The 11,654-nt window shown below is 60.0% G+C and carries 11 protein-coding genes; 6 read left to right on the plus strand and 5 right to left on the minus strand.

Features of this window, described 5'->3' with window-relative positions; all coding sequences use genetic code 11:
- Window positions 1-162 precede the first annotated feature (162 nt).
- Together cstA and SOM40_RS05835 are read left to right on the plus strand one after the other, a co-directional pair.
- Window positions 163-2,268 carry a pyruvate/proton symporter CstA gene (gene cstA, locus SOM40_RS05830; protein WP_106992293.1) on the plus strand — a complete coding sequence of 702 codons (2,106 nt, stop codon included), beginning with the start codon at window positions 163-165 and terminating at the stop codon, window positions 2,266-2,268.
- 59 nt (window positions 2,269-2,327) lie between these two features.
- Window positions 2,328-2,525, plus strand: coding sequence for a YbdD/YjiX family protein (locus tag SOM40_RS05835; RefSeq protein ID WP_106992801.1), 198 nt, complete (start codon window positions 2,328-2,330; stop codon window positions 2,523-2,525).
- Here the strand turns inward: SOM40_RS05835 and SOM40_RS05840 are convergent.
- The 4 genes from SOM40_RS05840 to SOM40_RS05855 all read right to left on the minus strand — a co-directional run bounded on the left by SOM40_RS05840 (window position 2,522) and on the right by SOM40_RS05855 (window position 5,296).
- Window positions 2,522-2,926, minus strand: a complete 405-nt coding sequence (locus SOM40_RS05840; protein WP_312080112.1) for a helix-turn-helix domain-containing protein — start codon at window positions 2,924-2,926, stop codon at window positions 2,522-2,524. The genes SOM40_RS05835 and SOM40_RS05840 overlap by 4 nt on opposite strands.
- Complete coding sequence (locus SOM40_RS05845; RefSeq protein ID WP_312080111.1) at window positions 2,904-3,203, minus strand: type II toxin-antitoxin system RelE family toxin; 300 nt, start codon at window positions 3,201-3,203, stop codon at window positions 2,904-2,906. Before SOM40_RS05845 ends, SOM40_RS05840 begins: the two co-directional genes overlap by 23 nt.
- 190 nt (window positions 3,204-3,393) lie before the next feature.
- Window positions 3,394-4,137 (minus strand): SDR family NAD(P)-dependent oxidoreductase, encoded by a 744-nt coding sequence (locus SOM40_RS05850; RefSeq protein ID WP_312188227.1) that lies wholly within the window; start codon window positions 4,135-4,137, stop codon window positions 3,394-3,396.
- A gap of 61 nt (window positions 4,138-4,198) precedes the next feature.
- A complete protein-coding gene (locus SOM40_RS05855; RefSeq protein WP_320530766.1) occupies window positions 4,199-5,296 on the minus strand; it encodes an oxidoreductase in 1,098 nt (365 codons plus the stop codon).
- 161 nt (window positions 5,297-5,457) lie between these two features.
- Here SOM40_RS05855 and SOM40_RS05860 point away from each other — a divergent pair, with 161 nt between their 5' ends.
- From SOM40_RS05860 to SOM40_RS05875, 4 genes are all read left to right on the plus strand, one after another.
- Window positions 5,458-6,960: a sugar ABC transporter ATP-binding protein gene (locus SOM40_RS05860; RefSeq protein ID WP_320530765.1), complete on the plus strand. Its 1,503-nt coding sequence runs from the start codon at window positions 5,458-5,460 to the stop codon at window positions 6,958-6,960.
- Window positions 6,957-7,952: an ABC transporter permease gene (locus tag SOM40_RS05865; RefSeq protein ID WP_032616998.1), complete on the plus strand. Its 996-nt coding sequence runs from the start codon at window positions 6,957-6,959 to the stop codon at window positions 7,950-7,952. Before SOM40_RS05860 ends, SOM40_RS05865 begins: the two co-directional genes overlap by 4 nt.
- A 19-nt stretch (window positions 7,953-7,971) precedes the next feature.
- Window positions 7,972-9,036 (plus strand): sugar ABC transporter substrate-binding protein, encoded by a 1,065-nt coding sequence (locus SOM40_RS05870; protein ID WP_106992299.1) that lies wholly within the window; start codon window positions 7,972-7,974, stop codon window positions 9,034-9,036.
- 99 nt (window positions 9,037-9,135) lie between these two features.
- On the plus strand, window positions 9,136-10,377 hold the full coding sequence (locus SOM40_RS05875; protein ID WP_320530764.1) for an LVIVD repeat-containing protein: 1,242 nt from the start codon (window positions 9,136-9,138) through the stop codon (window positions 10,375-10,377).
- A 58-nt stretch (window positions 10,378-10,435) separates the two neighbouring features.
- Here the strand turns inward: SOM40_RS05875 and mtnK are convergent, their stop codons facing one another.
- Entirely contained in the window at window positions 10,436-11,635 is a 1,200-nt protein-coding gene (gene mtnK / locus SOM40_RS05880) for an S-methyl-5-thioribose kinase (protein ID WP_312080136.1), read from the minus strand.
- Window positions 11,636-11,654 lie beyond the last annotated feature (19 nt).

The following is an 11,654-nucleotide window of genomic DNA, read 5'->3' on the forward strand; positions in this document are numbered from 1 at the left end:
CTGGATAAGCTGTGGAGCGGGGTGAAAGTGATCGGCTTAACAATGTTATGTAAATGACTGGTTGGATGTCTGTTTTTACGTGTAGTTGAGTTGTTAAATCTTAAGCGAGTGTTATAGATACAAAATGTAACATCTCACTTCTGCGATGATGGAAACCATATCATGAACAACTCAGGGAAATACCTCATCTGGGCAGGGCTCTCCGTGGTGGGGGCCTTTGCGCTGGGCTATATCGCCCTCAACCGCGGTGAACAGATCAATGCGCTGTGGATAGTCGTCGCAGCGGTCTGTATCTATCTGATTGCCTACCGTTTTTACGGTAAGTTTATCGCCCGTAACGTGCTCTCTCTCGACCCGACGCGCATGACACCTGCGGTGCGGCATAACGACGGTCTGGACTACGTCCCGACCGACAAAAAGGTGCTGTTTGGTCACCACTTTGCCGCGATTGCCGGGGCCGGGCCGCTGGTTGGGCCGGTGCTTGCCGCGCAGATGGGCTATCTCCCGGGGATGATCTGGATCCTCGCCGGGGTGGTGCTGGCCGGTGCGGTGCAGGACTTTATGGTGCTGTTCGTCTCCACCCGCCGCGACGGGCGCTCGCTCGGCGAGCTGGTGAAAGAGGAGATGGGCCCTACCGCCGGGGTGATTGCCCTGGTGGCCTGCTTTATGATCATGGTGATTATCCTCGCCGTGCTGGCGATGATCGTCGTGAAAGCCCTGACCCACAGCCCGTGGGGAACCTACACCGTCGCCTTTACTATTCCACTGGCGATCTTCATGGGGATCTACATTCGCTATCTGCGCCCGGGGCGCATTGGCGAAGTGTCGGTGATTGGTCTGTTCTTCCTGATTTTCGCCATTATCTCCGGTGGCTGGGTGGCCGAGAGCCCAACCTGGGCCCCGTACTTTGACTATACCGGCGTCCAGCTGACCTGGATGCTGGTGGGCTATGGCTTTGTGGCGGCGGTGCTGCCGGTGTGGCTGCTGCTGGCTCCGCGCGATTACCTCTCCACCTTCCTGAAAATCGGCACCATCGTCGGCCTGGCGATCGGCATTCTGATTATGCGTCCGACCCTGACCATGCCTGCGGTGACTAAGTTTATTGACGGCACCGGTCCGGTCTGGTCCGGCAACATGTTCCCGTTCCTGTTTATCACCATCGCCTGTGGCGCGGTCTCTGGCTTCCATGCCCTGATCGCTTCCGGCACCACGCCGAAAATGCTGGCCAATGAAAGCCAGGCCTGCTTTATCGGCTACGGCGGCATGTTGATGGAGTCCTTCGTCGCCATTATGGCCCTGGTTTCGGCCTGCATTATCGATCCAGGCGTCTACTTTGCGATGAACAGCCCGATTGCAGTGCTGGCTCCGGCCGGTACGGCGGACGTGGTGGCGTCGGCGGCCCAGGTGGTGAGCGGCTGGGGCTTTGCTATTACCCCGGAAACCCTGACCCATATCGCCAATGAGGTGGGTGAGCAGTCGATTATCTCCCGTGCGGGCGGGGCGCCGACCCTGGCGGTGGGGATGGCCTACATTCTGCACGGCGCGCTGGGCGGCCTGATGGATGTGTCGTTCTGGTATCACTTTGCGATCCTGTTCGAAGCGCTGTTTATCCTGACGGCGGTGGATGCGGGAACCCGTGCGGCACGCTTTATGCTGCAGGATCTGCTGGGGGTCATCTCTCCTGGGCTGAAACGCACCGAATCGCTGCCGGCCAACCTGCTGGCGACGGCACTCTGCGTACTGGCGTGGGGCTACTTCCTGCATCAGGGGGTGGTCGATCCGCTGGGCGGCATCAACACCCTGTGGCCGCTGTTCGGTATTGCTAACCAGATGCTGGCCGGTATGGCGCTGATGCTCTGCGCGGTGGTGCTGTTCAAGATGAAACGTCAGCGTTATGCCTGGGTGGCCCTGGTGCCAACGGCCTGGCTGCTGATCTGTACCCTGACCGCCGGCTGGCAGAAAGCCTTCAGCCCGGATGCGAAAGTCGGCTTCCTTGCTATCGCCAATAAGTTCCAGGGGATGATCGACAGCGGCAAGATTCCGGCGCAGTACACCGAGTCGCAGCTGTCACAGCTGGTGTTTAACAACCGTCTGGATGCCGGGCTGACCATCTTCTTTATGGTGGTGGTTGTGGTGCTGGCGCTGTATTCTCTGAAGACCGCGCTGGCCGCCCTGAAGCAGGACAAGCCAACGGCGAAAGAGACACCGTATGAGCCGATGCCTGCCAACTATGAAGAGATTGTGACCCAGGCGAAAAGTGCCCATTAAAGACAATGCCGGGTGGCGCTTGCGCTTACCCGGCCCACATTTCCAGTGAGATGAGCGATATGTTCGACACCCTATCCAAAGCAGGTAAGTACTTAGGCCAGGCCGCAAAAATGATGATCGGCGTGCCGGACTATGACAACTACGTTGAGCATATGCGCATCAACCATCCCGACCAGACCCCAATGACCTATGAAGCGTTTTTCCGCGATCGCCAGGACGCCCGCTACGGCGCCAAAGGCGGAGCGAAGTGCTGTTAACCCTCTTTCGGCAGGTACAGGCTGATCTGCTCCTGCTTGCAGCCGTAAATAGCCGCCAGTTTTTCACGGGTGCGTTTTTGCGGACGAGAGTCAACGGCTTCCAGTTGTGACACGGCGGACTGGCTGATGCCCAGTTTGTCGGCCACCTCCTGTTGCGATAAGCCGCGCAGGATGCGCCAGGCGGCCTGCAGGCTGACTTGTTCATAAGTCATAATGCGGCAGACATCTTCGGGTAAACCAACATGATCATAGATGTCGGTTTCGCTATCAATTTTCTCCCATTCTTCTTCATTTTCATCATCATATTCCGCCAGTTGCAGTTGCATACGGAAGTACTCGTCGTAAGGAATAACGACATATTGCGGCTTACCTTCGTCATCATTGATCATTTGTACAGCCATAGAGAGTGTTCTCCTCATGCAGATAAGTGGTGGACGTTCTTCGCTTGACGGCTACGATGTAGCAAACATCCCGCGACTCTCCCTGGAAAATGAAGATCACCCGGTAATCTCCAGTCCGTAAGCGATAATAATCCTCACCCATATCGAGTTTTTTAATATCAGGACGCGGCGCATTTCTGTCGTTGATTGCCGCCATTTTCTCTTCAATTCGCATCTGGTAGCGTTTATCTATCTTTGCCAGATCGCGCTTAGCGGTTCTTGACCACACAATCTTCATCCGTACCTCCACTGTACGCCCACACAAAATATAAGGAAATAATAAGACTGTTAGATAAATTCCGAATGTCTTATGAGGTACTGTAGGTCGGGGGCTGGCGCGGAGAAAGCGGCAAGAAGCGGATCGTCGAGGCGGGTCGAAAATACCTCTGCCGGGCGACAGAGGCATGCATAACCTTTGCGAGCAGGCGTCAGGCGTTCAGGCCGCCATCCACGTCCAGCCCGGTGCCGGAGATCTGCCCGGCGGCGGGGCTGGCGAGGAAGGTGACCGCGGCGGCGATATCTTCCGGCTGACCGTAATGCCCGGTGGCAATAAGCTGACGCTGGGATGCGGCCTGCTCACCATCTTCCGGGTTCATATCACTGTTGGTAGGGCCGGGGTGGACCAGGTTGACGGTAATGCCGCGCGGGCCGAGGTCGCGCGCCAGGCCGCGGGTCAGGGAGTTGAGCGCCGATTTGGTCATCGAATAGACCGCGATACCCGGCTGGGCGACGCGGTTGGCCAGACAGCTGCCGATGTTGATGATCCGTCCGCCGTCGGACATATGCCCCAGCGCGGCCTGGATGGCGATCACCACGCCGCGAATATTGACGTTAATCAGGGCGTCAATATCCGCCAGGGTCATGGACTCCAGCGGGCCGCCGCGCGCAATCCCGGCGTTATTCACCAGAATATCCAGCCCACCCAGGGTGCGCGCCGCATGGGTGACGGCATTCTGAATAGCCTCTGCGCTGGCGCTGTCAGCCTGAATCGCCTCGCTGAGGCGCCCCAGCGCCGTAATTTCATCGGCAACGGCCTGGGCTTTATCGGCGGATTTCTCGTAGGTGATAACCACATCGGCACCCGCCTTCGCCAGCGAGAGCGCAATGGCGCGACCTAAACCCCGACTGGCACCGGTAACCAGCGCCTTCTTACCTGTTAAATCGATCTGCATGATGACCTCAACTCAAGAGTGATGAGAACCCTCATTAGGTATAGAAGGCGCGTGTCCGGCGTCAATGCGCCGGGTGGCTGAGGTTTTCCACTTTCTCAAACGCGGCGCGCAGGATCGCTGGCGTCAGGGTAATCGGCAGGGCATGGATCGACTCCACCGGGCGCAGGGTATGGGCGATCACCCGATCCAGCTCGTCGCGGTTGTGGATGTCCACCTCCAGCGCGCGCAGGGTGGTCGGCAGATTAAAGCGCTGGTACGCCGCAATCAGCTCGCGCAGCACCTCGTCCTGGCCGAGCAGGGCGCTCTGCACCAGAATGCCGTACGCCACTTTGGTGCCGTGGAGGAACTGCGCGGTCTGCGGCAGCACCGTCAGGCCGTTATGCACCGCATGCGCCGCCGCCACGCGGGTGTAGCGTTCTCCCAGCCCGCCCACCATGCCACCGCCGGCGATAATGGCGTCCACCACGTCATGAAACTCCCGGGTGACCTCGCGGCGGGTCTGGTCCGCCAGCGCCTGCTCGCTCTGTTCCAGCAGCACGTCGCGGATCGCCAGCGCGCCGTTAATGCCGAGCCTGACCGTCAGCGGCAGCAGCTCGGGCTGCGGGGCCAGCACCACCGCTTCATACCATTTCGCCAGGGTATCGCCGATCCCCGCCAGCAGGTACTCCGCAGGGGCATTGAGGATAATCTCCGGCTCGACCAGCACCAGGAAGTTAGCATCGTCAAAAATCTCGAAGTGCAGCGCCTGACCGGCATCGTTGTACCACACCGACAGCGGGGTCCAGGCGGCGCAGGTGGCGGCGATGGTGGGAATGGCAACTACCGGCAGGCCCAGACGGCGGGCCACCGCTTTGACAGTATCCAGCAGCGCGCCGCCGCCGACGCCAATCACCACGCTGCGGTTATCGCCCGCCTCCTGCACCAGTTGATTTACATCGTGCTCGCTGCAGTGGCCTTTAAACAGCAGATGTCTGGCTCCCTCGGTATGGAAGCTCTCCGGCAGGAAGGGTTTCGCCCCGGCAAGGGCGCGTTCACCGTAGATCCATACCGCCCGGGAGAGCTGTTCCGGGGTGAAAAAGGCGTCCAGGTGGGCAAGGGCTCCGCGGTGAGAGTAGTAGTTGGCCGGGCCAGGTACGACGCGGATATCAGTGTTGCTCATGATGGTGTCCTTTTTATGAAGCGCTAACCCGATGTTATGGCTAGACATCCAGATGGCTAATACTATTTTGCTTTATCTTATGCTTTTTCCTTCGTTGCCAGCCAGTCCCGGCTGTGAAAAATTCCATAAATCAAAAGATTAATGATAAGGGATCGCAGCGAATGTCAACCAGTCGCCTCGAGATGCGCGGCATCAGCCTGGCTTTTTCTGGCTTTCAGGCGTTGTCGCGCGTCGATTTCACCCTGACGGGCGGATCGGTACACGCGCTAACGGGCGCGAACGGCGCCGGGAAATCCACCCTGATGGCGGTCCTGTGCGGTACGCACGCGCGCTATGAAGGCGAAATCAGCATCAATAACCAGCTCGTCACCCTTCGCGAGCCGGTGGATGCTAAACAGCTGGGTATCCATCTGGTGCAGCAGGAGGTGGACGTGGCGCTGATCCCCGGCCTGAGCATTGCGGAAAACATCATGCTCGATCATCTGGCGCAGCCGGGACACCGCTTCCACTGGGGGAAACTGCGCGAGCAGGCCCGACAGGCGCTGGCGCAGCTGGACGTCACCCTTGACGTGCGGCGTTCCATCGACGGCTGCACCCTGGCGGAAAAGCAGCAAATTTTGCTGGCCCGGGCGCTGTCCCATCATTGCCGCTTTTTAATTCTGGATGAACCCACCGCCCCGCTGGACGCCCACGAGAGCGAGCGGCTGTTCGCCGTGGTGCGACGCCTGCAGCAGCAGGGGATCGGGGTGGTGTTTATCTCTCACCGCATTCACGAGCTGAAGGCCATCTGCGACACCTTAACGGTGCTGCGGGACGGGAAGCTGATTGAGTCCGGCCCGATGGCGGATCTCAGCGGAGAAGCGATCGTCGAGAAGATGCTGGGCCATCAGCTGAGTGATATCTACCCGCCTGCGCGACCTCCACACAGCGGCGAAACCTTGCTGCGCGTGGAAGGATTACATGACGAAGGGCTGCTGAAGGATATCTCCCTGCACCTGCGCAAGGGCGAAATTCTCGGCATTGCCGGGCTGGCGGGCGCCGGAAAAACCGAGCTCTGCAAGGCGCTGTTTGGCGCCAGCAAAAGCCGCGTGGCGCGCGGTGAACTGAATCAAAAAGCGTGGAAACCGCGCGACCCGGCGGACTCCGTCCTGCGCGGGCTGGCGCTGGTGCCCGAAGAGCGACGCAAAGAGGGTATTTTTATCGATGAGCCGGTGAGCATGAACCTGTCGGTGTCAGCGGATAACAGCTTCTCGCGCTGGAGCCTGTTCGGCCATCGTCAGGCGTGGCGCTGGGCGGAAGAGGTGATCGCCCGGGTGGGCGTGCGCACCCGCGGACCGGGGCAGGTGCTGCGCCGTCTGTCGGGCGGCAACCAGCAGAAGGTGGCGATCGGCAAATGGCTGCGCGGCAACGCCCAGGTGCTGATCTTCGACGAGCCCACTAAAGGGGTGGACGTGAAGGCCAAAACCGATCTGTTCCAGCTGATTGACGGCCTGGCGCGGGAAGGCAAAGGGGTGATTTATGCCTCGGGGGAATTCGCCGAGCTGGTGGGCCTGTGCGACCGCATCTGCGTGCTGTGGGACGGGCGCATCGTGGCGGAACTCGAAGGGGCAACCGCCCGCGAAGAGACATTACTTTATTATTCAACCGGAGGAACGGCGTCGTGAGCAAGGCCCTTTCAGTGACGGCGGCGGCGTCTGGCCGTCAGCAAATTTTCGATTTTCTCTACAAATGGGGCATGTTGCTGACGGTGGTCGCGCTGGTGGCCATTTTCGGCGTGGCGTCAGAGAATTTCCTCGATCCGAACAACATCATCAACATTCTGCGCTCCATCGCCATCGTGACGGTGATTGCCATCGGCGTCTCCATCTCGCTGACCATAGGCGGGTTTGACCTGTCGGTGGGGTCCACCGCCTCGCTGGCCAATGCGCTGGTGATCTCGCTGTTTGTCTGGCACGGCTTCGGCACTACCGAATCCATTCTGATCACCCTCGCGCTCTGTACCCTGGTGGGGCTGTTTAACGCCTTTTTAATCGTCATCCTGCGCATTCCCGACATGCTCGCGACGCTGGCCAGCCTGTTTGTGATCCAGGGCGTGGCGATGACCTACAGCTACGGCGGGTCGATCACCGAAAACATGGTGCTGCCGAGCGGCGACATGGCGGAAGGGACTATTCCGGCGGCGTTTGGCGCGCTGGGGCAGGTGCCGACCATCGTCATAATCATGCTGGCGGTTACCCTGCTGGCGCAGCTGGGGCTGTCCCTGACCACTCACGGACGCCGCATGTACGCCATTGGCGGCAACCCGGAGGCGGCGCGGCTGTCCGGCATTCGCACCACCCGCTACAAGGTGGCGGCCTACGTGATTGCTTCTCTGCTGGCGGGCCTCGGCGGCATTCTGCTGGCCTCGCGCATCGGCTCCTCACAGGTGAATGCGGGCGGCGGCTATCTGATGGATGCGGTGGCGGCGGCATGGATCGGGTTTTCGCTCGCCGGTTCCGGCAAGCCAAACGCGCTGGGCACCCTGGTGGGGGCGGTGATCCTCGGGGTGCTCTCCAACGGGCTGGTGATGCTCTCGGTGCCGTATTACGCCATGGACATTATAAAAGGGCTGGTGCTGGCGATTGCGCTGGCCATCACCTACGTACAAAAACGTTAACAACACGACGGGAATAAAAATGAAAAAAATTGCACTCTCTTTGCTGACCCTGGGATTACTGAGTTCACTGCCGGGCTATGCGGCGACCCCTGCGCCGGTGCCGGCAGCCATCGCCAACCACGACGGGCAGATCCGCATCGCGGTGATCCGTAACCTCGGCTCTGACGACAACACCACCCAGTTTGTGGCCGGTGCCATCCAGGAAGGGAAAAAGCTCGGCTTTAAGGTCAGCACCTTTTTAAGCAACGGCGACGACGCTAAATTCCAGGACTTCGTTAACCAGGCGATCACCCAGAAATATGACGGGATTATCCTCTCCCAGGGGCGCGATCCGTACTCCACCGCGCTGGTGAAAAAGGCGGTTGATGCCGGGATCAAGGTGGCGGTATTCGATACCGCGGTAAACGGGGAGATCCCGGGCGTGACCGTGACCCAGCAGGATGATGCCTCCCTGACCAACCTCTCCTTCGGCCAGCTGGTGAAAGATTTCAACGGCCAGGCCAACATCATCAAACTGTGGGTGGCCGGCTTCCCGCCGATGGAGCGTCGTCAGACCGCCTATCAGGAACTGCTGAAGCAGAACCCGGGCATCAAAGAGCTGGAGTCCATTGGCGCAGTGTCTTCTGACGTGCAGGGTGACACCGCCAACAAGGTGGGCGCGGTGCTGGCGAAATACCCGAAAGGCAAGATCGACGCCATCTGGGGCACCTGGGATGCCTTCAGCCAGGGTGCTTATAAGGCCCTGAAAGAGAACGGCCGTACCGAGATCAAACTCTACAGCATCGACATCTCCAACCAGGATCTGCAGCTGATGCGTGAAGCGGGCAGCCCGTGGGTGGTGAGCGTGGCGGTGGATCCGAAGCTGATTGGCGCCACCAACGTGCGTCTGATCGCCAACAAGATTGCCGGCGAAGCGACGCCAGCGACCTATGACTTTAAAGCGGCGGCTATTCCGCAGGCGCTGCTGTCGGCCCAGCCGGGCGCGGTGAACGTGGCGTCATTAGGAAAAATCATTCCGGGCTGGGGCCAGACCGAAGACTTTATCGCCCCGTGGTTTGCTACTTTAGAAGCGAAGGCAAAATAACATTGCCGGGTGGCATCGGGTGCGGCCTGATGCCCTCACCCCGGCCCTCTCCCACAGGGAGAGGGTGAAAACCAACGCCACCGGGCAACAGGAGCTAACGTGTCTGCCTTACCCACCCCCGAATACAGCCGCAATATGCGCTTAATCGGCCACAGCGATCAGGGCGGTCGCCCGGACGGCGTGCAGCTGATGGTCCATCGCGGCTTTGCCTACATCGGCCATATGGTGTCGCAGGGCTTCTCGATCGTTGACGTGCGCGATCCGAAGAACCCGAAGGCCGCAGGCTATGTGCCTGCGCCGCCGGGTACCTGGAACGTGCACCTGCAGGCGCACGACGACCTGCTGCTGGTAATCAACGCCCGGGATCTGTTCGCCGATGCCCGCTTTGCTGACGAAAAGGTCTACTACACCCGCCAGGTGGGGGAGACGGTCAGCGACGTGAAGGACAGAGGCTGGAGCGCCGGGCTGCGCGTGTTTGATATTTCCACCCCCGATAAGCCGCGGGAGATCGGTTTTCTCTCGCTGAGTGGTATCGGTATTCACCGCATCTGGTATGTGGGCGGGCGCTGGGCCTATGTCTCGGCGCTGATCGACGGCTTTACCGATTACATCTTTTTGACCATCGATCTGGCGGATCCGCGCAAGCCGGAAGTCGCCGGGCGCTGGTGGCTGCCGGGGATGAACCAGGCGGCAGGCGAAAAACCGGACTGGCCGGAGGGCAAGCGCTATGCCCTGCATCATGCCATTATCGCCGGGGATACCGCCTACGGCAGCTGGCGCGACGGCGGCCTGACGCTGCTGGATGTGAAGGATCGCAGCCAGCCGAAATTGATCAGCCACCGCAACTGGAGCCCGCCGTTTGGCGGCGGCACCCATACCGCGCTACCGCTGCCGGATCGCGACCTTTTGGTGGTGCTGGACGAAGCGGTGCTCGACAATCAGGAGGATGGCGAAAAGCTGATCTGGCTGTTTGATATTCGCGAGCCGTCGAACCCGGTCAGTATCGCCACCTTCCCGCAACCAAAAGAGCGGGATTACGTGGCCAAAGGGGCGCACTTCGGGCCGCACAACCTGCATGAAAATCGTCCCGGCAGCTTTGTCAGCTCAACGCTGATTTTTGCCACGTACCAGAATGCGGGCGTGCGCGCATACGACATTTCGGACCCGTATCGTCCGGTGGAGACCGGGGCGCTGGTACCTGCCGCACCGGAAAAGATGATGGACACCCGGCCAGGGCGTCCGCGGGTGATCCAGTCCTGCGATGTGTTTGTCGATGCAGAGGGGATTATCTACAGCACGGATTACAACGGCGGGTTGTCGGTGATTGAGTATCTGGGGTGAGTGCGGTTTTCTCCCTCTCCCTGTGGGAGAGGGTTGGGGTGAGGGCAACAGGCCGCACTCAACTGTACTGACGCACCCGCGCCACCAGCTCATCCACGCTGTCGATTCGGTCGGCAATCACAATCAACGCTCTACCGAGGGTGATGGCGTGGCGCAGGCATTCATGGCGCATCTCTTCATCGCGAATGGTATCGATATCCGCCACGTGCGACAGGCCCACGCTGCGGCGGATCAGTTCGGTGCCGCAGAAGCCAATCGCGTCATGCCATACCTTTTTCAGGAACTCGCTGGCATAGCCCGGCACGCACAGTGCCGCATCGCGGGATTTCTCCGTAGCCAGGGCCTGGAAACGTTCCGCGAAAGTGGTCCACAGCTGCTGAATATCGATCAGACGCTGTTCACGCCCGGCTGCCGCGTCGCGAATGCCGAGGTGGCCCGGCAGGCCGCAGAAGTTCAGCAGCAGATTGCCGATGGCCGTACCCACATCAAACCCAATCGGGCCGAAATAACCGAACTCCGCGTCAATGGCTTTCAGGCTGCCGTCGGCGACAAAAATTGAGCCGCTATGGATGTCGCCGTGCAGCAGTGCTTCGGCCTGGGAAAAGAAGCGGTGCTTCAGGGAAGCGACGGCAATCTTCAACTGATGGTCGTTGCGCAGAGCGGCGACGTCGTTTTCCAGCGCCGCCGGGTAGTTATTGCGCTCGTGGATCTGGTACGGATCGTTGAAGAACAGGTCTTCGGTGATCTCACACATCTCCGGGTTGATGAACTGGGCTACCTGCGCTTTTTTGGCGTGCGGATGGAGGTAAAAATCGCTGGTATGGAACAGGGTGTGAGCCAGGTATTCCCCCAGCTGGCGTGCCGCCTGAGGATAAAACACATTGTTGATCAGCTCGCCGCGCCAGATCTTATGGCTGGAGAGATCTTCCATCACCATCACCGCCAGGTCCGGGTCGAAGTGATGGATTTTCACCGTGTGCTGCGGGCTGTGCTGATAGTGTTCCACCAGGGTTTGCGCTTCGAGGCGGGCACGGTCCAGCGTCAGCGGCCAGGATTCACCCACGCAGCGCACGTAGGGCAGGGCCTGCTTAACCACGATGCGGCTCACGCCTGCGTGGTCGAAAATTTTAAACACCAGATTGAGGTTGCCGTCGCCTACCTCCTGCGCCTCCACCAGTGACGAGGGGTCTTCGAGGCCGCCAAACTGTTGGGCATAAGCCACGGCGTCCTGAGCGGTAAAGGTACGGTATTGCGACATTGCCAGTTCCTCATCTGTT

Origin of the sequence: Leclercia sp. CFBP8987, assembly GCF_034044995.2 — a bacterium.
GTDB lineage: Bacteria > Pseudomonadota > Gammaproteobacteria > Enterobacterales > Enterobacteriaceae > Enterobacter > Enterobacter tamurae.